The 22,852-nt window shown below is 43.7% G+C and carries 16 protein-coding genes and 3 pseudogenes; 10 read left to right on the forward strand and 9 right to left on the reverse strand.

Annotated elements, in window-relative coordinates; genetic code table 11:
* Positions 1-46: 46 nt before the first annotated feature.
* From CFPU101_RS20360 to CFPU101_RS26360, 3 genes and pseudogenes are all read right to left on the reverse strand, one after another.
* Positions 47-2,719, reverse strand: coding sequence for a glucosidase (locus CFPU101_RS20360; RefSeq protein ID WP_206817155.1), 2,673 nt, complete (start codon positions 2,717-2,719; stop codon positions 47-49).
* Positions 2,720-2,798: 79 nt separating this feature from the next.
* Positions 2,799-3,008: pseudogene (locus CFPU101_RS26355) on the reverse strand (hypothetical protein); the annotation flags it as partial.
* The gene (locus CFPU101_RS26360; RefSeq protein WP_206817167.1) at positions 2,921-3,160 is read right to left on the reverse strand and encodes a mechanosensitive ion channel domain-containing protein; all 240 of its coding nucleotides are present in this window, start codon (positions 3,158-3,160) and stop codon (positions 2,921-2,923) included. The pseudogene CFPU101_RS26355 and the gene CFPU101_RS26360, both read right to left, overlap by 88 nt.
* Before the next feature lie 26 nt (positions 3,161-3,186).
* Between CFPU101_RS26360 and CFPU101_RS20370 the strand changes: the two genes are divergently transcribed.
* From CFPU101_RS20370 to CFPU101_RS20395, 6 genes are all read left to right on the forward strand, one after another.
* The gene (locus CFPU101_RS20370; RefSeq protein ID WP_206817156.1) at positions 3,187-8,481 is read left to right on the forward strand and encodes an AAA family ATPase; all 5,295 of its coding nucleotides are present in this window, start codon (positions 3,187-3,189) and stop codon (positions 8,479-8,481) included.
* The gene (locus CFPU101_RS20375) at positions 8,481-9,233 is read left to right on the forward strand and encodes a sensor histidine kinase (protein ID WP_242578133.1); all 753 of its coding nucleotides are present in this window, start codon (positions 8,481-8,483) and stop codon (positions 9,231-9,233) included. Before CFPU101_RS20370 ends, CFPU101_RS20375 begins: the two co-directional genes overlap by 1 nt.
* Complete coding sequence (locus CFPU101_RS20380; RefSeq protein WP_206817158.1) at positions 9,214-9,849, forward strand: response regulator transcription factor; 636 nt, start codon at positions 9,214-9,216, stop codon at positions 9,847-9,849. Before CFPU101_RS20375 ends, CFPU101_RS20380 begins: the two co-directional genes overlap by 20 nt.
* Before the next feature lie 172 nt (positions 9,850-10,021).
* Positions 10,022-10,555, forward strand: a complete 534-nt coding sequence (locus CFPU101_RS20385) for a thioredoxin domain-containing protein (protein ID WP_206817159.1) — start codon at positions 10,022-10,024, stop codon at positions 10,553-10,555.
* Positions 10,556-10,636: 81 nt separating this feature from the next.
* On the forward strand, positions 10,637-11,596 hold the full coding sequence (locus CFPU101_RS20390) for a sensor histidine kinase KdpD (RefSeq protein ID WP_206817160.1): 960 nt from the start codon (positions 10,637-10,639) through the stop codon (positions 11,594-11,596).
* Positions 11,597-11,746: 150 nt separating this feature from the next.
* Positions 11,747-11,965: an IS1 family transposase gene (locus tag CFPU101_RS20395; protein ID WP_206817161.1), complete on the forward strand. Its 219-nt coding sequence runs from the start codon at positions 11,747-11,749 to the stop codon at positions 11,963-11,965.
* A gap of 258 nt (positions 11,966-12,223) precedes the next feature.
* On the opposite strand, the pseudogene CFPU101_RS20400 reads toward CFPU101_RS20395, so the two are convergent.
* From CFPU101_RS20400 to fmdA, 3 genes and pseudogenes are all read right to left on the reverse strand, one after another.
* Positions 12,224-13,210 (reverse strand): annotated as a pseudogene (locus tag CFPU101_RS20400) (helix-turn-helix domain-containing protein).
* 882 nt (positions 13,211-14,092) lie between these two features.
* Positions 14,093-14,377, reverse strand: coding sequence for an FmdB family zinc ribbon protein (locus CFPU101_RS20405; RefSeq protein WP_206817162.1), 285 nt, complete (start codon positions 14,375-14,377; stop codon positions 14,093-14,095).
* 4 nt (positions 14,378-14,381) lie between these two features.
* Complete coding sequence (gene fmdA, locus CFPU101_RS20410) at positions 14,382-15,569, reverse strand: formamidase (protein WP_206817163.1); 1,188 nt, start codon at positions 15,567-15,569, stop codon at positions 14,382-14,384.
* A 663-nt stretch (positions 15,570-16,232) separates the two neighbouring features.
* Here fmdA and CFPU101_RS20415 point away from each other — a divergent pair.
* Genes CFPU101_RS20415 through CFPU101_RS26045 form a run of 3 tightly spaced genes read left to right on the forward strand, consistent with a single transcriptional unit; the run spans position 16,233 to position 18,095 of the window.
* Positions 16,233-17,189, forward strand: a complete 957-nt coding sequence (locus CFPU101_RS20415; RefSeq protein ID WP_206817164.1) for an aldo/keto reductase family protein — start codon at positions 16,233-16,235, stop codon at positions 17,187-17,189.
* A gap of 46 nt (positions 17,190-17,235) precedes the next feature.
* Positions 17,236-17,904 carry an aldo/keto reductase gene (locus tag CFPU101_RS20420; RefSeq protein WP_277988782.1) on the forward strand — a complete coding sequence of 223 codons (669 nt, stop codon included), beginning with the start codon at positions 17,236-17,238 and terminating at the stop codon, positions 17,902-17,904.
* Positions 17,901-18,095: an aldo/keto reductase gene (locus CFPU101_RS26045; RefSeq protein WP_277988784.1), complete on the forward strand. Its 195-nt coding sequence runs from the start codon at positions 17,901-17,903 to the stop codon at positions 18,093-18,095. Before CFPU101_RS20420 ends, CFPU101_RS26045 begins: the two co-directional genes overlap by 4 nt.
* Positions 18,096-18,270: 175 nt before the next feature.
* Here the strand turns inward: CFPU101_RS26045 and CFPU101_RS20425 are convergent, their stop codons facing one another.
* From CFPU101_RS20425 to CFPU101_RS20435, 3 genes and pseudogenes are all read right to left on the reverse strand, one after another.
* Entirely contained in the window at positions 18,271-19,785 is a 1,515-nt protein-coding gene (locus CFPU101_RS20425) for a Rieske 2Fe-2S domain-containing protein (RefSeq protein ID WP_242578131.1), read from the reverse strand.
* 453 nt (positions 19,786-20,238) lie between these two features.
* The gene (locus CFPU101_RS20430; RefSeq protein WP_206817165.1) at positions 20,239-21,138 is read right to left on the reverse strand and encodes a sulfurtransferase; all 900 of its coding nucleotides are present in this window, start codon (positions 21,136-21,138) and stop codon (positions 20,239-20,241) included.
* Positions 21,139-21,250: 112 nt separating this feature from the next.
* Positions 21,251-22,087: pseudogene (locus CFPU101_RS20435) on the reverse strand (IS5 family transposase).
* Positions 22,088-22,396: 309 nt separating this feature from the next.
* Here CFPU101_RS20435 and CFPU101_RS20440 point away from each other — a divergent pair.
* A complete protein-coding gene (locus tag CFPU101_RS20440; RefSeq protein ID WP_206817166.1) occupies positions 22,397-22,825 on the forward strand; it encodes a helix-turn-helix transcriptional regulator in 429 nt (142 codons plus the stop codon).
* The last annotated feature ends 27 nt before the right edge of the window (positions 22,826-22,852 follow it).

Here is a 22,852-nt window from a genome sequence, read left to right on the forward strand (position 1 = left end):
TCATAATTGCTCACGCACCAGACCCAGAGGAGTTCTAGGAATGGATCTAGAACAGAAGCCGCTCTTCAAGTTGAGAATAGAAGGTGGGATCATTTAATTGCTGAATTAGAGCAGCAACCAGGGCAGTCCATCCCGTTTGTTGACTGGCTCCCAAACCAAATCCCGTATCTCCATGAAAATATTCATGAAAGAGCAGCAAATCTTGCCAGTGGGGATCGTGTTGGAAAAGATGAATCTCTCCATACATGGGGCGCTGACCATTAGGCTGTTTGCGAAACAGGTTAACTAACCGTTGAGATAACTCCTGAGCCACTTCCTTCAGAGTCATATACTTACCTGATCCGGTTGGACACTCCACCTGAAAGGAATCACCAAAATAGCGATAGTAGCGTTGTAGCGACTCAATCAGCAGGTAGTTCATGGGGAACCAGATGGGGCCACGCCAATTGGAATTGCCGCCAAAGTCTCCTGTATTCGATTCGGCAGGTTCATAGTTGATGGAATAGCTATGGCCGTGGTAGTTCAGGACGTAGGGATGCTCCAGGTGATAGCGAGAAATGGAACGAACCCCATAGGGTGATAGAAATTCATTTTCGTTCAGTAGGTGAGTCAGAATCTGCTTGAGTTGCTCTGGCGTGGCGATTGCAAACAGTAATCGTTCTTTCTCCCCCTGCCCTGCCACGGTGGCACAGTTGGCAATTTCAGGAAGGTGCTTATCTAGCCAATCCAGTTCGTCTTTCACAGGTTGCAGATTCAAAATTTCAGGCTCCAGTACTGCTACGGCAAACAGTGGGGCTAACCCGACCAAGGAGTACACCTGGAGCTGAACTTTTTTTCCATCCGGTAAGGCTAAAGCACTGAAGTAAAAGCCCTTTTCCTGATCCCAGAGGGAAATTCGTTCATCCGTACCGATCTGGTTCATTACCTTTGCAGTGGCAAGAGCATGGCGGATAAACTTGCGGGTCATTCGTTGATAAACCTGATCCTGACGACCCAACTCAATTGCAATCAGCATCAAATTCAAGGAAAACATACCCATCCAGGCGGTGCCATCCGATTGCTCTAAATAACCTCCGGTAGGGAGGGGCGCACTGCGGTTAAAGATGGCAATATTATCCAGTCCCAGAAATCCCCCCTGAAACAGCCCATCATCTTCCTTATCTTCCCGGTTCATCCACCAGTAATAGTTACCCAGAAGGCTTTGAAAGATTTGTTCTAAAAAGGCTTGATCGCCCGTTCCTGTAGTTTCCTTCTCATACTGGTATACCTTCCAGGCAGCCCAGGCTTGCACAGGAGGGTTGACATCACTAAAAGACCATTCGTAGGCTGGAATTTGCCCTCTGAGACTGACATATCGCTCTCCACAGAGCAGTAGCAATTGTTGCTTGGCGAAATGCACATCGACCAAGGCGAGTACCACGCAATGAAAAGCCCAATCCCAGGCAGCAAACCAGGGATACTCCCAGGCATCGGGCATGGAAATCACATCTTTGGCATAGAGCATTTGCCAAGGGGAATTTCGCCCAGTGAGTCTTTGAGCAGGGGATTTAGGTTCCCCAGGATCGCCTTGCAACCAGGTGTAGACATCGTAGTAATAAAACTGTTTACTCCAGAGCAAAGCCGCGAGCGCTTGTCGCTGAACTAGGCGATCATCTGGGCTGGCGTGGGGCAACAGGGCAGCATAAAATTCATCCGCTTCCTGCCGCCGTTGCTGAAAGGTTTCACGAAAATCATTCTCAAAGGCGTTATGGATGAACTGATTGGTAAAGCGTAGTTGTAGTGTAATGGTCTGCTGGGCGGGAATGGTGAGATGGTAATGAGGAGCGGCTTTTGTGCCCACTTGTTGAGAGTTAACCGCATCCTTTTCTTTGTTGATTAGGTAGGTATGAAAGCCATCCTTAACGTAGGGAGTGGAATTCGCACTATTGAAGATGCGTTTAAAGTTAGTTTCGTTCTCTGTAAATAGTAAAGCTGGAATTTGTCCTTCTATCGCATCGCAGTAGAGCCAGCGATCGCCGCAAGTTGGATGACTTAGCTTAATCACTCCCTTTGCATCTTCAGTTAAATGCCCTGCGGAATGCTGCCCTGTCCAACTCCAGGTGTTGCGAAACCAGATGGTTGGCAGTACATCTATTGGAGCCGCGTCGCCTCCTTGATTGGTAATGTGTATCCGAATACAAATATCTTCCGGTGAAATTTTGGCGTACTCGGCTTCAATGTCAAAATAGCGATCGCCCTCAAAGATTCCCGTATCAACTAATTCATATTCTGGTTGTTGGCGGGTGCGCTGACCATTCACTTCAACCAACGCATTGTAGGGATAGGCTTGCTGGGGATATTTATAACGCCAGCGCATATAGGAATGGCTGGGGGTGTTATCCACATAAAAGTAGTACTCTTTGACATCCTCGCCATGATTGCCTTCACTATTGGTTAAACCAAACAATCGCTCTTTTAGAATGGGATCTTGCCCATTCCAGAAGGTCAGGGCAAAGCAAACTAGTCCATCGCTATCACAAAAGCCACCCAATCCATCTTCACCCCAACGGTAAGCTCTGGAACGGGCATGATCATGGGGAAAGGAATCCCAGGCATTACCATAGGGGGAATAATCTTCGCGGACAGTACCCCATTGTCGCTCACTTAAATAAGAACCCCAATGATACCAGTTAACTTTACCCTGAGCATTCTCTTGGATTCGTCGTTGTTCTGCATTCATAACCTATATTATATAAGGCAGAAAAGTGGCAAACTAGATTACACAGGCGTTGCTGAACCAGTTAATAGGACTCTTGGCTCTACAGTTGTAGATAGAATATGTAACTTTTAGGTTTTTGAGCAACGACTTTAAAAGTTTGCCAGCTTTTGTTAAGTTTAGATAACGAACGAAAAAATCGGCTTTTCAGTTGGCTCTTGCTATCTACAACTGTAGAACCTCCATTCCTGTCTCTTGGTACAGCAATTTCGACTTGGCCGAATTCTCCTTTGAGAGTCCTGCTGCTGCGTCCATTACGTCGATTATTTTAGGAAGTTCAGTTATAATATAAGAGAAAACCACTTTCGCATTGGGTACAAGCACTACTCGACCATCATGGGTAAGAAGCTGCGTTGCTCTCAGATCAATCTGTTCAACATTGCCTTCCGTTTTCCCTACAATGATTTGAACGCCTCTTTAATGCCCTTCAAATGATGACATCACTGAGTGATTTTCTGATTAAAGAAAAGATTCACGAAAGTTCTAATTCTCTTGTTTATCGAGGAGTTAGACAATCAGATAGCCGTTTAGTGGTGTTCAAAGTTCTCAAGCCAGATTATCCAACTCCAACCGCCCTTGCTCGTTACACCCATGAATATGAAATTACACGATCGCTCAATCTAGAAGGAGCGATCCAGGTATACAGTCTGCAAAATCATGAACGAACCCTCGTCATGGTTTTGGAAGATTTTGGGGGAGAGTCGTTAGACCGCTGGATGCAGCGATCGCCTGCCCAGTATTGTCCCATGCCTTTACAGGAGTGGCTTCACCTGGGTATTCAGCTTACAGAAATTCTGGGGCAGATTCACGCTGCGAATGTGATTCACAAAGACATCAACCCTAGCAACATTGTGATTAATCCTGAAACGGGTATGGTCAAAATGATTGACTTTGGCATTTCCACCCAATTCAGTTACGCCGCACCTGCATTTCAAAACTCAGGTGGTTTAGAAGGGACGGTTGCCTATATCTCCCCTGAACAAACGGGGCGGATGAACCGTCTGCTGGACTACCGCACAGACTTCTACTCTCTTGGTGTAACGCTCTATCAACTGCTGACGGGGCAACGTCCATTTGATAGCACCCCTGTTTTAGAGCTAATTCATTGCCATATTGCCAGACAGCCAACCCCACCCCAAGAGATTAATTCCGACATTCCTTTGGTCGTGGCGGAAATTGTGATGAAGTTGATGGCAAAAAATGCCGAAGATCGATATCAAAGTGCGTGGGGAATTAAAGCGGATTTAGAGAACTGTTTACACCAGTTGCAGGTCGATCGCATCGACCTCTTTGAATTAGGGTTGTGTGATGTCACCGATAAGTTTCAAATTCCCCAAAAACTGTATGGACGTGAAGCTGAGATTGCAGCGCTATTGGCAGCGTTTGAGAAAGTAGCAGGGAGTGGAGAAGTAGGAGAAAACATCACCCCATCACCCCGTTGCAAGTTAATGTTAGTCTCCGGCTACTCTGGCATTGGCAAATCTGCATTAGTTCAGGAAATTTATAAGCCAATTACTCAGAAACAAGGCTATTTTATCTCTGGCAAATTTGACCAACTTCAACGGAATATTCCTTACTCGGCGATCATGAGTGCCCTGCAGTCCTTTGTCTGTCAACTGTTAGCAGAGCCTGAATTCCAACTGCAACAATGGCGAGATCAATTTTTAGCGGCTCTGGGTATGAATGGGCAACTGCTGATTGATCTGATCCCAGAGCTTGAATTGATTATCGGCAAGCAACCCCCCGTAGAAGCGGTTGGCTTGACAGAATCAGAAAATCGATTCAATTCAGTCTTGCAAAATTTCATCCGAGCATTGTGCTCCAGCGATCGCCCCTTAGTGATCTTTCTGGATGACCTACAGTGGGCAGACTTAGCAACACTCAAATTAATTGAGCGGATCATGACCGATAGTGAGTTGCGATCGCTGCTGCTGATTGGGGCTTATCGCAATAACGAGGTGAATTCCACTCATCCGTTAATGATCACGTTGGAACAGTTGAAACGCGGAGATGCTGCCATTAATCAAATCACGCTTACACCGTTGAGCCTGGAAGCGATCGCTCAACTGATTGCTGAAACATTACGCACTCACTCGACAAACACTCAACCACTCGCTGAATTAGTTTTAAGAAAAACAGAAGGGAATCCATTTTTTATCAATGAATTTCTAAAAACGCTCTATGCTGAACAATTAATCCACTTCAATCTGGACAATCGCTCCTGGCAATGGAATATTGATCAGATCGAGGCGAAAGACATTACTGAGAATGTTGTAGAGTTGCTAATTGACAAACTCAGAAAACTGCCGCGATCGACTCAGCAGATTCTCAATCTGGCGGCTTGCGTTGGGACAGAGTTCAGTTTAGCGATTCTCACAACAATCTGTGAGGCATCCCTCAGCGATATTCTTTCAGACTTAGTAATCGCCGTTCAGTTTAACTTGATTTTGCCAGTCTCTCAATCAGATAAGGATGTGCTGGAGCAAAAGTATAGATTTCTGCACGATCGAGTCCAACAAGCCGCCTATGCTCTAACGGATGACCAGCAGAAACAAGCCATTCACTTGCAGATTGGTCGTAACTTACTCCAAAAAACTTCGTCGGATGAGCAACAGGAACAGTTGTTTGCGATCGTTGATCATCTCAATGTCAGCAACCCATCAGCGATCGATCATCCATCACTACAGATTGACGATCTAGAACGCATCCAGTTTGCTCAACTCAATTTATTAGCGGGTCAAAAGGCAAAAGCTGCAACCGCCTACAGTGCTGCTTTGAGCTATTTAGCCGCAGGGATAACCTGGCTCACCGCTGATCCCTGGCAGCATCACTATGATTTGACACTGACACTGCATCAAGAAATCACCGAGGTCGCTTATCTATGCGGTGACATTGAACAGATGGAGAACTGGGCAACTGTTGTTTTGCAAAATGCTCGCGAAGTTCTACACACGGTAGAAACTTATCAGGTCAAAGTTCAGGCGGCTATGTCCCAATCTAACTTTGGAGAAGCGATTCAGATTGGGCTGTTAGCATTGAATCAACTGGGTCTGTCTATCCCGGAAGCTCCCGACCTGCCTGAAATTCAAGCAGCAATTGAGGAGACGATCGCTCGTTTAGCTAAACAAGATGTTGAAGCATTGCTTGAACTACCAGAAATGACTGATCCCAATTTATTGGCAGTCATGGATATCTTAACCAGAATGAAGGCTCTGACATCTTTTGCAGCCCCCAATTTATTTGCACTCCTGTCCGTGACAGGCGTAAATTTGTCACTCCAGTATGGCAATGCTATCCGGTCTGCTATTAGTTACATTTGTTTTGGTGGGGTCATCCTCAGCTTGCCCATTCCCTCTGTTGAAACAGGATACCGACTTGGCAAATTAGCAATGGATTTAGCCGAACGTTCTCATTCCAAGCTGATTAAAGCGAGGATACAGGGGCCGTTTGGAACAGGCTGGGTGTTTCTAAAGGAGCCTTTGAGGGCATCCATCCCTGTTTTACAAGAGGCTCGTCGGACTGCGATCGAAATCGGTGACCTTGAATGTGCGGGTATCTATTCATTTATGGAATGTGACCATTCCTATTTTATGGGTGAGACCCTACCGCAACTAGAACAAAAAGTCGCAGATTATAGCCAAATTATCTGGCAAGTCAGGCAAAAAACCCCATTTGACTCGATCTCAATCCTTTGGCAAACGGTTCTCAATCTGTCAGGTCAAAATGAGATTCCTGTTCAGTTAATTGGCGAGGCTTATGACGAGGAGCGATCGCTGCCTGATGCCATTGCCGCCAGCGATCGAAGTGTGGTTTATCTTTACTATTTGAACAAACTCATTTTGAGCTATTTGTTTGGTGAATTTGAACAAGCGATTCATCATGCCGCACTGGCAGAACAGTATATCGATGGTGTGGTTGGCAGGCTCGTTATTGCTCAATTCTGTTTCTATGACTCGCTGGCATCCTTGAGCCAATGGACTGAAGTGGCTCCTGCTGAACCGGAAAGATGGCTTGATCGAGTCCACCGAAACCAGGAAAGGATGCACCAGTTGGTAATTCATGCTCCAATGAATTTTTTGCACAAATATGACTTAGTGGAGGCAGAAAAACACCGAGTTTTGGGGCAGTTTTTTGAAGCGGAAGAGCTGTATGAACGAGCGATTCAAGGTGCCCACGATAATCAATATATCCAGGAGGAAGCGTTAGCTTATGAGTTAGCAGCAAGGCACTATTTACATCGAGGGCGAATCAAGATTGCTCAAACCTATTTGAGGGAAGCTCATTATTGCTATACCTATTGGGGGGCGATCGCCAAAGTTAATGCCCTAGAAACTCAGTATCCCCAATTTTTCTCCCAATCCCCTTCAAACTCCACGAAATCAACTACAACTGGTTCTACCACTAGCACCACGAGTACCGGATCAGCGTTAGATTTGGCGACCGTGATGAAAGCCTCTCAGGCAATTTCAGGAGAGATTGAGTTAGAACAACTGCTCAAGTCTTTAATGAAAATACTGATTGAGAATGCTGGCGCACAAACGGGATTTTTGATTTCTGAAAATGCTGGATCGTGGAAGATTGAAGCGTCAGGTGAAGTCGATTCTAGTCTAGATGCTACTCCAACCCGCATATCAACAACCCAAATTTCACTCGATCGCCGTGTCCCAATCTCAATCATTCACTATGTAGAGCGAACCAAAGAAAGTGTCGTGTTGCATGATGCGACTCAGGATCAAAACTTCTCTAATGATCCCTATATCCAATCTCGCCAAACTCGCTCTATTCTCTGTACTCCGTTGTTCAATCAAGGGCAACTCAATGGCATTGTTTACTTAGAAAACTCTCTTACAGCAGGAGCCTTTACCACCGATCGCCTGGAAGTGATACAACTGTTAGCGGGGCAGGCGGCGATCGCCCTGACGAATGCCAGACTTTATGCTGAAGTCAGAGCGCGAGAAAATCAATTATCTCAATTTGTGAATGCGGTACCCATTGGCATTAGTGTGGTCAATGAGAACGGTGAAGTCTGCTATGCCAATCAAATGGCTTACGAGTTGTCGGGCATTGATTTACTACATGAAAGTGTTACACCCGATCTGTTGCAGCAAATACAGCTTTATCAAGTTGGAACGGATCAGCCTTATCCCATTGAGCAACTCCCAATTCTACGATCGCTGGCAGGAGAAACGGTTAACGTCAGCGATATGGAATTTCGTCATCGAGATCGGATGATTTCGGTAGAAGTGACCAGTACTCCCATTTTTGATGATGCGGGTCATATCGTTTATGCGATCGCCGCATTCCAGGATATTACTCAACGGAAACAAACAGAACGGCTGCTCGCAGATTACAATCGGACTTTAGAACAACAGGTGGCTGAACGAACCCTTCGCCTCAAACAACTCTCCAATCAACTATTCGACCAAAATACCCGCTTAACCAACGAGATTGAAGAACGAGAGCGAATTGAGCTGGCTCTTCGGCAAAAAGAAGCGTTGAATCTGGCAATTATTACCACAATCCCAGACCTGTTGATTCGGATGGATCGTCACGGTAATTACCTGGGAATCTTTGCCAATGCCAATATTCTTGTATACAAACCTGAGCAGGAGCGGGTGGGAGCCAACGTGATTGATATACTGCCTCACGATGTTGCTGAAGAATGCCTGCACTACATCCAAAAAGCGTTTCAAACTAGAGAACTGCAGTCTTTGAAAGTCAATTGATGATCGACGGCGTGATTCATTATTTTGAAAGCCGGATTGCATCGATTGGAGACGATGAAGTTTTAATCATTGATCGTGATTTTACAGAACAGCGAAATGCTGAATTGCGCGAACGCAAACAAGCCGAAGAAGCCTTTATTCTTAAGGAGCGTAACCGCATAGCACGAGAAATTCACGATACATTGGCGCAAGCGTTTACAGGAATTATTGTCCACCTGGAAGCGGCAGCCCTTAAAGCGATCAATGATCCTCCAGTGGCTCAACGCTGCATTCAAACCAGTAGTGACCTGGCTCGGTTTGGGCTTGCCGAAGCACGACGATCGGTGCAGGCTCTACGCCCTCAACTATTAACCGATAACGATTTATATCATGCGCTCAACCGTCTGGCGGAGCAGTTATTTCCTTCGACTCAAATCATGAGTGAGTTGGCAGGTGAGGTCTATTTCCTTCCCGCTGAAGTGGAAAATAACCTGATGCGAATTGGGCAGGAAGCCTTAACCAATGCCGCCAAATACGCCAGAGCGACCGAAATTCAAATTGATCTGGTGTATGAACTCACTCAGTGCACTTTGAGAATTAAGGATAATGGACAGGGCTTTGATGTTGCCCCTTCCTTCGTCAATAATGGTTTTGGCTTGCTGGGAATGACAGAACGGGCAGAACAGATTGGAGCGCAGTTAACGATTCAAAGTACCCCTGGATCTGGAACAGAAATTGTCGTATCGGTGAATCGTGAGTGGAACTATGAGTAACAAGATTAGAGTCCTGATTGCAGATGATCATGCGATCGTTAGCCAGGGGTTAACTCTCCTTCTAGAGTGCAAACCCGACATTACGGTTGTGGGACAAGCTTGCAATGGCAAAGAGGCGATCGCTCTATTTCGACAACATCAGCCCGATGTCACCCTGATGGATTTGCGAATGCCAGAGATGGGCGGGGTGGAAGCGATCACTGTCCTCTGTTCTGAGTTTCCCGATCCACGCATTATTGTATTGACAACTTACAATGGCGACGAAGACATTTATCGGGGATTGAGAGCCGGAGCTAAAGGGTATTTGCTTAAAGATAGCAAGCCGGATGAGTTGATGTCAGCAATTTATGCCGTTCATAGCGGCAAGCAGTACATTCCTTCAGAGGTTGCTGTCAAGTTGATTGAGCGAATGAGCAACCCAGAATTGAGCGATCGTGAGTTGGAAGTGCTGCGTCACATGGCAATCGGGATGAGTAATCAGGAAATCGGCGTAGATTTAAACATTACTGAGAGTACCGTCAAATTTCACGTCAACCGAATTTTGAGTAAGTTAGGGGTGAGCGATCGGACTCAAGCTGTGATTGTGGCACTGAAACGGGGTTTGGCAAACCTGTGATGCAGGGTAACTAAACTTAAGTACAGTTCCTCACTCGCTTCAGGACTGTGAGGACTCGTCTTTTTTCTCTCAAAACGCTCAACTCAGAGTTGGCGACAAAGCCGTGTAAACCTCATATAGTAAGTCACATAGCACCAGGAGATTAGATGGTATCTCTATCATAGAGGCTGCAATGAGTAACGTACACGAGCGTATTTTATTTTCTATATCCAATCGCGATTATATTTTGGGATCCAGAGACTGTTCCGTGATGTTGGTTATCTATGGCGACTACCAATGTCCCAACTCTGGTGCTGCTTACAAAATGATTCAAATGCTTCAGCAGCAGTTTATTCATCAGGTCTGTGTTGTATTTCGTCACTTTCCTCAACCTCAAAAACATCCCCAAGCTCAAATAGCGGCTCAAGTGGCTGAGGCAGCAGCAGCTCAAGGACTGTTCTGGCAAATGCACGATGTGTTATTTAAATATCAACATGCCCTAGACGATAGTTCACTTGTGGAGTATGCCAATGAATTGAAGCTTGATATCCCCAAATTTCTTCAAGATATATCCAGGCGTATCAATGCTGACCGAATTCAGCAGGATATTGATAGTGGCATCGCTAACGGAGTTTGTGACACTCCAACGATATTCATCAACAGTATCTGGTATCAAGGCGATCACACTCTTGAACAATTAGAGGCGACGATTTTAAGGAGTATGTAACTTATGATACCATTCTTCCAACCTGTCGTCTCAAAATACCGTTGGCTCCCTTCAACGTTTGTATCCTTGTTCTACCAGGTCATGAATGCTCGCTCTGATCGCCGTTCTCCGACTACTCTAGTGATATCTATTCCCAGTCTACTGCTCCTAATCGGAATGATTGAGGTTGCGATCGGGTTGATTGTCTATAAGGTGAGCAATGGTAATGCTAACAGTCTTTGGTTGTGGTTACTAGAGACGATCAGTTCAACTGTAATGACTTTATTATTAATTCTGCCACTATTGAAGCGTAACCAGCGAGTATTAGAAGCTCTGAGTCGTTCACGAATCACTGCAGTGCAGGCACTAGAACGGGAACAAGAACTCAATCGCTTAAAGTCAAAGCTTATTTCATTAGTAACTCACGATTTTCAGACACCGCTCATTAGTATTCAAGGGTATATTTCTTTGCTGTGCCAGGGTTATCCCAATTTAGCAATCGAAACACAACGTCACTACTTCAATAGAATGGAGTTATCCATCGATCATCTAATCCATCTTCTGGAGCAAGTTTTACTGATTGGCAAATCTGATTTCGGGAAGTTACAGTGTTATTCAACTAAATTCAACCTGAAAGATCTCTGCGATGAATTAATTGAATCCCTTCAACTACGGAGTGATCGCCACCTGATTAAACTTTCCTACGTTGGTGATTACGAGATTGAGGCAGATTCAGGTTTGATTCGACAAATTCTAATCAACCTACTGACGAACGCTATCAAATACTCTCCCAACGCTACCCCTATCCGTTTAGCAGTGCAACATAAAAAAGATCAGCTTATTCTACAAGTCGAGGATCAGGGCATTGGCATTCCGTTAGATGAACAACCCTACCTGTTTGAACTGTTTCATCGTTGTAGTAATGCTCAATCCATTCACGGCAGTGGTTTGGGTTTAGCCGTCGTCAAAGCCAGTGTTGATGCTCATAATGGTCAGATTAGAATTAACAGTCAAATCGGGGAAGGTACAATCATCATAGTGATGATTCCCCTGACGGGGTGACAACATAGTTAAAAGCCCTGTTATATCCATCGAAGTATAGATTAGGACGATAATCGAACGGCTGTATCGACTCGTTCTCGAAAATCCAGCGTTGCTGAATGGACAGTGGTTTTGTTACAAAGGAAGAATAGCAAGATTCAGTTATACAAGATGCAATGCCCACAATGTAAATCTTCTAATATTCGTAAAGATGGTCATCAAGATGGTAAACAACGATGGAAATGTAAAGATTGCTGTCGAATTTTTCGGGACTCTTATGAGTCAAGAGGTTATCATCCTCAAGTTAAAAAATTTTGCTTAAAAATGTATTTGAATGGTCTGGGATTTCGGGCGATTGAAAGAATCACGGGAATTCATTATACGGCGTAAATATAGGGTTCGTGCAACTAGGGGCAATCTACATCTGAAATTATTACCCAGCAAGGGATACAGCGATTTAATTGAGTTTTAAGCAGATTAGGCAAAATCGTTAAAATAAATAAGTAACCTTTATCGTTTGATTATCGGGTTCGTTCTGAAAAATCTTTGCTTAAAACAGAAGTTGAGATCCTAAAAAGTAGGCTATAATGTGGGATTTACATAGATCGTTACAATTGTTTGACTCAAAAACGCCTAGCTTTTTAGAACTTATAAACGGATAACTCTTCGAGGTTTTCCAATATCTGCGCGATAGTCAGCATCTCGAATTCTTTCTTTCTTTAACCCATAAATTTTTTGAACTTCTTCAAGAGTGGGAGTTTGTGCTTTTAAAGACTCCCACTTGTCCCAAGGTGTTTGATTAATCGAGCCATGCTTTCGAGAGTCGATTGTAGTAATCTTGCCATTGTTGCAGTTGCTCAAATAAGTCAGGAGATTTGAGGTCAACTAAATCGTAGAACTCTTCTAAATCGGTTCTTTGCGTTCGCTCAACTTTCCCACCCTCGATGGGGAGAACGAGGTAAGGGGGGACGATATTTAATCTTTAAGTCTATTAAACGATACTGGACTTGATGCGCGATAAATTCCTCTCCTCGGTCAGTCTGAATCCTCTGAATGGGAAAGGGAAATTCCTCCACCACTTGGACAAGGAAATCGAGAGTGCTGACGGCTTGCTTGTTGGGATAAAGTTTGATGACTTTCAAACGGGTGCAGTCGTCAATAGCTGTGTACTGATACATCGAATGGAGCAATTTTACTTCCCATCTATCTGAACTCGCTCTCAAAAGAATATCTTTGTGAAGCGCGTCGTTTACCCTTTCTGGCGCGTCTGGTTTTTTTAAGAGGTTTGACTGGAGCCTGAGTTAAGACTTTATGGATGGTTGCCGTAGACAGAGACAAACCATGCAATCTCTCGAGTTCCTAAAAGCAGCCGTCTCGCTCCTAATTGTCGCGTTTGCCTTAATTCTAAAATCCACTGTTTTTGTTGTGCCAACACCTTGAAAGGCTGACACGTTGAAAGGGCGACGGCTTTGAGCTACTAATCCTTTAATGTTTAATTCTTCGTAGCGACGTACCCATTTCCTTAAAGTCGGACGAGAAATGCCACAGCGACGGCACACCTTACCAGCGTTTTGGGTTTGTTGATACATCAGCAAGCCAACCTAGACGCATCTTCACTTTTTGTTCTATTTCCATGATTATTCTCCTGGGATATAGATTTGTTAGCTCACAAAAGTTCTTTAACGAAACCATCTAAAAGAGAACTGTATCATTAAAACTATGTTTATGATTCACACATAAAAGTACCGTAGCCACGTCTTTGATTCCCAAAACATTGCCTAAAAGGAGACAAACTAGGCAATGTTTTAATTAAAATTTCTGATTAATCAAGGCTAAAAAAAGGTTATCTAATAGTACAGATAAATTGATTGCCCCTGGTTGCACGAACCCTATATTTACGCCAAATCAGCGCATGATTGCTCAAACATATCCATCATAGTGCTGGCGTTCTAGTTGCGAGGTCAGACAAATGACATTTATACAAACATGGCGATTTCTCACGCTTATGTTAACTTCCCTCAGTCTTAGTTTATCGATGGCACATTTGTTAGAATTCCTGCCTTTTAATGCGATTTGACCAGCAGCTTTGGGTTAGAGTTACAGTTTTTGAAAATGTTTATCATTTTTTTGGTTCAGTTGGTGCCGTTTTTGAACTTGGTTCAATTCTCACAGCCTTGGCGCATACCTATAGGTATGCGCCAAGGCCGTTCGACTTTTAAGATGACGTTAGCTGGAACGGTTTTTTTAATGCTGGCGCTTTTCAGTTGGCTGATTTTTGAAAGCACCAATGAATGCTGAAGAAAGCCACATGGTTAACCCAACCCGTTCCGCCTAATTGGACGCGCTATCGTAATCAATGGGAATATGCACACGCTTTTAACGCTTTACGCTCAAATCATTGGGTTTAGCTTACTTTTACTTTCCGTACTGAAAAGATACATCCTTAAAGAGAACGCTTTCTTCCCATCACTAACGTCTGAAAAACCAGCCCACTCAATTTAAAGGTGAGCGATCATTTTAATATCTTGGGGGTGAATGACTAATCATCCAAGGTCTTGCTGTTTTGGCGTTCTGTACTCTTGGGGTTTCTGGTTCTTCTCTGTTGTGTTTAATTAACTTTGGCTCAGGGTTTTTAGAAGATTGTTTAAGTCGCACTGAATTTAAGTTGACCATTGGAGGGGAAAAAAGACGCTTGGCTACTAGATTACAGTTAGGACAGGACATCGGTTGTTCAAGTTCTGCTAGTGTCCGCCACGCTTCAAACTCACCGCAACTGGTACAGCAATATTCATACAAAGGCATAATTTTAAACGGGTAAAATATTTTTCTCAAAAATTCCAGTCGGTAAAGCCAAAGTACAGCAAGCATTGGGAATATCGACAATGCCACTGATTCGACCTTCAACGGGAGCGCAACTCAGGAGTAAGTACGCTTGTTCGCCTGTAAAGCCGAATTTTTTCAAGTATTCAATCGCATTTAAACATGCACGACGATAGGAAACATGAGCATCCAAATAATATTGTTCTCCTGTAAACTCATCGACTGAGATTCCTTCAAAAACGAGATACTCTGAGTAACGCGGTTCAACAGGGCCAGGTTTGAAAATGGGGTTAATCAATCCGTATTTTTCAACGCCTCCTTTAATTAGATCCACATGAAGATCGAGATATCCTGCCATTTCAATTGCTCCACAAAAAGAGATTTCACCATCCCCTTGTGAGAAATGGATATCACCCATCGAAAGTTTTGCTCCCTCAACATAGACAGGAAAATAGATTCGTGACCCTTTAGAGAGGTTTTTAATATCACAATTGCCACCGTGTTCGCGTGGAGGAACGGTTCTGGCGGCTTCGGCGGCTACTCGTTCAAAGTCTGAGCCTTTGAGTGACCCTAAAATGGCGTTTTCAGGATTCGGTAAAGCAGCAAGCGGAGGGATTGGCGGTTTCCAGGGTGGCCCACCTTTTTCGACGAGAGCTTTTTCTCGTTTATTCCACAAGGCTAAGAGTTCATGAGACGGAGCGCAACCGATTAAACCAGGATGAGAAAGGCCAGCAAACTGAACGCCTGGAATATGACGAGAACTGGTATAAATTCCCTGAATATCCCAAATTGCTTTTGCTGCATTGGGAAAATGGTCAGTTAAAAAACCGCCGCCATTCCCTCGGTCAAAAATTCCTGTAAATCCCCATTCATCGCCCGGTAAGGTTCCGATATCTAGGAGATCGACGACTAAAATATCGCCAGGTTGTGCGCCATTGACATGAATTGGGCCACTCAGAACATGAACAACGGTTAGCTTAACGTCTCGAATATCACTGGGATCATCATTATTTTTGATCTGTCCATCTGTCCAGTCTTTACATTCGATGCGAAAGACCTCGCCAGGATTGACGGAAACAACTGCTGGGATATCGGGATGCCAACGATTATGACCGACTATTTCTTGCTCGCACATGGATTTAGTCAGGTCGATTTTAAAGAGGGTTTGTGGCATTTTTCAGAACTCCTATTGATCGCTGCGGTTGAGAAGAGCTTTGCGAAACTTGAACGTTTTTGGGAATTTAACTGTTACCTTACTGCTTCGGTCTTCTATTTAATTGTCATTTTTAATACCGAATTACGATGAATTAATTTAAAGAATTTTTGAGAAAAATTAATGATTAAAATGATAATCATTTTAATCTTTTTGATGATAATGATGAACTGGGTAGAGTCAAATGGCAATGATTGATGTGTCAACCGATGAAAAAGCGATCACGATCAAGATTAACTACTTTGATAGAAAAGTGTTTAACAACAATACGAAAAAATTACGGTCATTGTTGCTTGAAAAATTGTCGTTTCTTCAGTTAATCTTAAAAGGTAATTACGGTCATTTTATCAGGTTGAGCCGAACTAGCGTTTCTTCCTATTTTAGCCTGCCTAATTACGCTCACACATGATTGATATGTTGACGTAATTAAGAGTGCCATCACCCAACAACATTGAACTTATTTTAGAGAACCTAATCAATTCATTTACAACGTGACCCTATGTTGTAAATCGCAATTAGTTACCGCTTTTGCTCTACCAGAAGAAAGATGTTGAGTCGATGTTTAATCTCTTAGGTTAAGGGAATCAAGACTTTAATCAATAAATCTTGAATGGAGATACAAACATGAAGTATCGACAGCTTGGTAATAGCGATCTTCAGATTTCAGAAATTGCTTTAGGTTCGTGGTTAACCTACGGAGGTGCTGTAGAACGCCAACAAGCCGAAGCCTGCGTTCACAAAGCCTTTGATGTTGGGATTAATATTATCGATACTGCTAATGTCTATGGACGGGGTGCAGCAGAATCATTGCTAGGGGAAGTCCTGCAGGGAGTTGATCGTGCCTCATATATCCTGGCGACCAAAGTTTATTTTCCCATGTCCGACACTGATCTCGGATTATCGGCTACTCAAATTCATAAGCAGATCGATGCTTCCCTGCAACGACTTCGCACCGATTATGTCGATCTCTATCAGTGTCACCGCTATGATGTGAATACTCCCCTCGAAGAAACCATGACCGCCCTAACAGAAGTGGTGCGTCAAGGAAAAGCCCGTTACATTGGCTTTAGTGAGTGGAGTCCCGCCCAAATTCAGGCCGCGATCAATCTTCCGAATGTGGAGAAATTCATCTCCAGTCAGCCTCAATATTCGATGCTATGGCGTAAACCAGAAGCAGAAGTGTTTCCCCTGTGTGCAGAAAATGGAATTGGTCAAATCGTCTGGTCACCTCTGGCTCAAGGGGTTCTCACTGGCAAATACAAACTAGGTGAAGCACCCCCTCAAGATTCCCGTGCGGCAAATGAGAAAATGAATGGCTTTATGAGAGATCTACTCGATGAGCGCGTTCTAAAAGCGGTACAAAACCTGAAACCGATCGCTCAACGTCTAAACATTTCAATGGCACAACTGGCTTTAGCCTGGGTTTTGCAAGATCAACGGGTGTCTGCTGCTATTATTGGCGCAAGCCGTCCTGAACAAGTGGTCGATAATGCAGCCGCCTCCGATGTCGAGTTAAGCGATGAAATTTTGCGAGAAATTGAACAAGTCCTTACCCCAGCAATGCCTTATGCCACTGCTTAGTCGTTGATAAAATTACACAGAAAGAACTCTTATTAGAATGTCCCCTATGCGAACTCTTAAACTTCCCTCTGGTCAGAATATTTCCGTTCTCGGCATGGGAACTTGGCGGATGGGGGAAAATGCTCGTCATCATCAGAGTGAAATTGAGGCTTTGCGTCATGGATTAGCTCTGGGACTTTCTCTAATTGATACGGCTGAAATGTATGGAGAAGGCGGAGCCGAAGAAGTCATTGCTTCGGTAATCGCTAACTGTCGTTCTGAGGTCTTTTTAGTTAGCAAAGTCTATCCGCACAATGCCTCAAGACAAAAAGCGATCGCCGCTTGCGAACGGAGTCTTAAACGGTTGAATACAGACTATTTAGATCTCTACTTGTTACACTGGCGGGGTTCGGTGCCACTGGCAGAAACTCTAGAAGCCTTTGAGACACTCCAACAAGCAGGTAAAATTAAAAGCTATGGCGTGAGCAATTTCGCCCTCAGTGACATGGTAGAACTGACTCATTTAAAGGGTGGAAATGCAATTGCAACAAACCAGGTTCTCTACAATTTGAAACGACGAGGAATTGAGTGGGACTTGCTTCCCTGGTGTAAAGAGCGTGGGATTCCGCTTATGGCTTATTCTCCAATTGAGCAGGGACGATTACTGAACAACCGAGTTCTCAAGGCGATCCCTCAGGGATCTGGCTTCGCCAGTGCGCCCACGAACGAGGAATAACGACGGCTCAAGTAGCACTTGCCTGGCTCCTACACCAAGAAAATGTGATTGTTATTCCTAAATCAAGCCGTATTGATCACATAGAGCAGAATCGTGCCGCTTTAGATCTACACTTGAGTGCTGAAGAATTGAAAGCCTTAGATACTGCCTTTCCACCACCTATTCAACCGACTCCCTTAGAGATGCTTTAACAACTTCTTCATCTTTTGAGATGGGTTAGTTTCTATCAATCTCTGTTTGAGCAAGTTTTTAAAATAGTCCACTTGTTTTTGATTTTGTTTAAATGGAGAGAATAAGCTGGTCAATCCCACAGATATTCCACTTAGGGTCTGCCTGCCGTGCGCTCTATATAAATTGATCTCAAATTTAATGATTTTGAGCATGATCAAACTCATAGACATAAAACAAGCGACTAAATCTTTGTAGTAAATAACCCGTCGTTCCACATAAAGCAGCCAAACCGAACAATACCCAGAACGAAACAGGGGGCCAAATTCCTAAAAAAGATTCTCCCGCCCTCATTAGAGCAGCTTGAACCGAAACCGCTCGCGCATCGACCATCAGCGCAACGAGCAACAAAAGTATTGCACCTGCATAAGATAGTGCTTTCAAGCGTTCAATTCGCGATACTGCCTTCTGACAAACGGTACAGTGTTGAGTATGAGTTGTCCAGACATCAAAAAGCTGGCGTTTATCTGATTGTGGAGGAGGATACATCAAATTAGACCCACCAAACCAGGGAACACCGCCACCTGCTCGTTTTTGCAACCATTGACGTAGAGTAATGACCATTTTATCTTGAGAATTGGGGGTATAAACTGCATCTAGCCATTTTTCGCTTTGTTGCTTCAGCAGGGTTTTCTCTTGATAATGTAAGAATACTAAGTCTTGATGCAAGAACAAAGAAGCCAAGACATGACCGAGCCAAGTAGGCATCGGTAGGGCGAAAAATGCTAAACCTTTGGGGGTTTTTCCCTCATGATTTTTCACTAAGATCTGACAACCAATATGACGACACCATCCTGGACGAGTTGGTGTTGCATAAAGAACTAAAATGAGTTGTCCACCATCAGTAAAAGTCGAACTAATTTTCATCAAGCAGGGTGGCTGAAAGTCATGGACAGCACCAATAACTGTCGGATTCGTTGTCGTCACCCCAAAAGAAAATCCTTCTTGAGTTGAGATTTCTCGAATTCGGGGCATATCATAATACTGAGCATCTCTGTAGCGATTTCCCACCAGTCCATGATGTGAAACGGGAACATGGGCGGGATCTGCCACATTTTCCATAAAAAAGTCCCACCCATAGGGCAAATCTCGAATATTCCAAAATAATTTTACGACCTGATCTGAGTTGGTTTCTAATTCGGGTATAGTTCTAGGCTGACGAGATTGGCTTTCAATTAAAGCGTCTGAACCTGATTCGCCCCAAACCCATAATAATCCTTGCTGTTCTTGTGTTGGATAAACTTTAGCGCAAGCCTTGACATTGGCACAAATTTCTGATTCTGTTGCTGCGTCTTTGGCTTGGGGGATACGGACACATTTACCAGTCCCTTCAAAACGCCAGGCATGGTAAGCACATAACAAGGTACCATCCGCTTCAACTCGACCTTCCGAAAGGGGGGCTAGTCGATGAGGGCAAGCATCTTCAAAACATCGCCATTGACCTGTACCATCTTTCCACAATACTAAATCTTGGCCTAAAAGTTGCACTTGATGAGGACGAGTTGGATCAAGAAAATCAACGACAGCGATCGGATACCATTGTTTTGTCCACTGAAAATTGTCATTGGTGTTAACTGACGAAGCTTGCTCAGTAGAACTATTAATCGAAGGAGATGACTCTCTCAAAGAAGGCAAGTTGGTTTCAGTCGTCACAGGTGGTTTCTTCTTCCGTATCGGATTAATAACTTTTAATATAACTCAAGTCCCTCAGACAATAGGAAGCTAGAAATAAATAGCACCTCGAACAGAAAACCGCAAAATCTATTTTTTGATTTTTTCAATTCATTTTCGTCTCTGGTTGCCAATTCCTCTCATTGGCCTTGCATTCATGAGAAATGGCTATTAAAAAGAAAGAGTCAACACGAGCAAAAGTGTCAGAAATGGTTAACTAAAAACCCAATAAAAATTACTATCAAACCCTCTTTTTCATTTAGACTGATTAAGCGGCTCTCAAAATTTCTCATAATCAATTGACTCGCGTCAAAAAGGGCTTTCTTCGATGAGAGAGACACAAATTCTCCAAAAATCATCAAGATCTGAAAAAGTTTTTCACCTGATCAAAGAATTGGCAAAATCTTTGGGCTGATTCAAAGCTGCCAAAGCCGATTACAATAATGATGACTGCTCAATTGGTGTATGAGGTAAACGGCTCCACTCATTCCAAGAGCCATCATAATTTCTGACATTAGGGTAACCAAGTAAATATTTCAAAACAAACCATGTCGATGCCGAACGTCCACCAATAGCACAGTAAGGAAAAATATTTTTATCTCCTGTGATGCCTTTGCTGCTGTAGAGAGTCTGTAGCTCTTGTGCTGATTTATAGGTACCATCTTTATTGAGCGTTAGAGTATGCTCAAGATGTATAGCACCTGGAATATGCCCGCCTCGTTCTGCTCCTTCTGGTGGTTTAAGCATAAAGACTTCGCCATAATACTCTTCAGGAGTACGAACATCTAGTAAGACACAATCATTGCGTCCTAGAGATGCTTGAACTTCTGCCTGTAGTACCCGAAAACGAGAATCAGGGGATTGAGCTTGATATTGAGTAGGTGCAAAATTTGATAATTCTGATGTAAGTGGACAACCATCAGCAACCCATTTTTGGTAACCACCATTGAGGACATACACTTTGTCATGTCCAAAGGTTTTCAAAAGCCAAAAGAGCCAAGCTCCTGTGTCAGGATAACTGCCATAGGCAATTACTGCTGTGTTATGAGAAATCCCTGAATGTGATAGCAGTTTTTCAATAGCAGTTGGTTCTAGATTCATGCTCAGGTCAGGCTTGAGTAGATCGCTAAAAATATTCCAGAAAATTGCCCCAGGAAGATGAGCATCTTTGTAAGGTTCTGGACTGGTATTAACCGCGGCTGGGCGGTCGCAGCAGGCTCCGCCCTGCAAGGGCGGAGTACCTGCGACTTCAACTACTCGTACCATTGGGTTGTTGAGATGAGCGAGTAACCATTGTGTATCGACTAAAACTTCAGGGTGAGCATATTGAAACATGGTTTTTTCCTATCATTAGCATTAGTGTTAAGCTTAGAAAAACCAATTGGCTTTTGATAGTCCTCGTTCGAGTACACTTTTTGAGATTGCAACAATAGACCTCTTGCATGAATCAAAAAGTCAGGGAAAGTTCGTGATTGAGTAAACCAGCAATCAGGTTAAACCGTAAGCCAAATCGCTTACGGCGATTGCGATAACGCTCCGAAAGAATCCTAAAAATCTTAAGTCGTCGGTTGATGTGTTCTGCGAGTACTCTCAGACTGGCTAAGTAAAGAATTGTGTTGTCGTTTAGCTTGAGATAATGTTTGAGTTTGGCGGGGCTTTTTAGTTGGCGTACAACTGTTTTGATGAAGCTTGACCAGACCTTGATAACCTTTATCGGCAAGAACTAACTGCGAGGGCAATAAAGGTAGACGACTATTTTTGAACAAGCGAAAATCATGAACTCGACCCAAGCCGATGGCGGTACAGACAATCCGCCCCGTATCCTGTTCGAGTACTACTTGCGCCTTTAAGGTGTGACGCTTCTTAAAAGCCACGCTCTGTAGTGACGCTGTTTTTTTTCGGTCGTTCAACGGGTACTTCGGTAACATCTACTACTAAAACCTTCCACTCATAAGCTGACTGATGCAACTGTTTTTTTCCAGACAAACGAAACTCCCCCGAACGAATCAGTAGATTTTCTACTTTTCTCACCGTTCGACAGACGGTAGCTTCACTGACTCCCCATGTTTGTCCGATGTGAAACTGTGTGCGATATTCTCTCCAGTATTCTAAGGTGAGCAGTAATTGATCTTGAACACTTAACTTGTTCTGTCCTCCTCGCTTTCCTTGACGATAAGCGTACTGGTTTGAGAATGTTCACCATTTTCTCAAATGTTTCTGGATGTACGCCGCACCGACGCTTAAATTCACTTCGTTTTAGTTCTTTGAGTTTTTCGTAGGTCATTGCTTTAGCTCCCTTGACCTACCTATAGTATCTTTTCCTTCTATTCATGCAAGAGGTCTAATGACCAGTACTTTGCTGCTTTTATTTGAAGCCATCAACCAAGTCAAAGATGAACAAGATTTGTGATCGCGTGTCATCCCAAGAATTGGTGAGTATTTTGTAGCAAAGCGAGCGGGGATTTTTTTCTTTGAGCAACTGTCTTTAGCAGAGCGTAGTCTTCAAAAAACCTGGCAAATTGGGTTATCTATTGAACATAATCCAGTTGTCCGTTATCTTGTAGAACGCCACGCACCTGTTCATGAAGCCTTAGTGACATCACCTAAGATTTGGACAATGATTTGTCCTCGATTAGATCATTGGCACGTCATGGCAGGGCCGATTGTTAGTGGTGGACAATTAATCGGTGTAGTGGGTTGCACACGTGAACAGTCAATGTCTGCATTCGATACACAAAACTTAACTGATTTAAGTGCGATCTGCTTACACTTATCAGTCTGGGTTTCAACAGTACGGTTAAAAATTCAATCGTTTAAAACAGACTGCTTAACGCCGCGTGAATGTCAAATTGCTGAATTAGTTGCATTGGGACAAACCAACGCAGAAATAGGGAAGGCACTTTGGATCACAGAAAATTCGGTCAAGCAAGCTTTAAAACGAATGTTCCGTAAGCTTGATGTTTCATCTCGTACAGAAATGGTTGCACAACTTTCCGCGACAAAATCTCATCGGCTTAGTTGAAAATTACTAAGTAGGTGGTCAGAATTA

It is taken from the genome of Chroococcus sp. FPU101, from assembly GCF_017312365.1.
Classification (GTDB): domain Bacteria; phylum Cyanobacteriota; class Cyanobacteriia; order Cyanobacteriales; family Microcystaceae; genus Chroococcus.

Bases quoted from the DNA above. Each gene is read 5' to 3' on its own strand.
- CFPU101_RS20360 (WP_206817155.1), bottom strand. From the start codon at position 2,719: ATGAATGCAGAACAACGACGAATCCAAGAGAATGCTCAGGGTAAAGTT.
- CFPU101_RS20370 (WP_206817156.1), top strand. From the start codon at position 3,187: ATGATGACATCACTGAGTGATTTTCTGATTAAAGAAAAGATTCACGAA.
- CFPU101_RS20375 (WP_242578133.1), top strand. From the start codon at position 8,481: ATGATCGACGGCGTGATTCATTATTTTGAAAGCCGGATTGCATCGATT.
- CFPU101_RS20385 (WP_206817159.1), top strand. From the start codon at position 10,022: ATGAGTAACGTACACGAGCGTATTTTATTTTCTATATCCAATCGCGAT.
- CFPU101_RS20390 (WP_206817160.1), top strand. From the start codon at position 10,637: ATGAATGCTCGCTCTGATCGCCGTTCTCCGACTACTCTAGTGATATCT.
- CFPU101_RS20395 (WP_206817161.1), top strand. From the start codon at position 11,747: ATGCAATGCCCACAATGTAAATCTTCTAATATTCGTAAAGATGGTCAT.
- CFPU101_RS20405 (WP_206817162.1), bottom strand. From the start codon at position 14,377: ATGCCTTTGTATGAATATTGCTGTACCAGTTGCGGTGAGTTTGAAGCG.
- fmdA (WP_206817163.1), bottom strand. From the start codon at position 15,569: ATGCCACAAACCCTCTTTAAAATCGACCTGACTAAATCCATGTGCGAG.
- CFPU101_RS20415 (WP_206817164.1), top strand. From the start codon at position 16,233: ATGAAGTATCGACAGCTTGGTAATAGCGATCTTCAGATTTCAGAAATT.
- CFPU101_RS20420 (WP_277988782.1), top strand. From the start codon at position 17,236: ATGCGAACTCTTAAACTTCCCTCTGGTCAGAATATTTCCGTTCTCGGC.
- CFPU101_RS20430 (WP_206817165.1), bottom strand. From the start codon at position 21,138: ATGTTTCAATATGCTCACCCTGAAGTTTTAGTCGATACACAATGGTTA.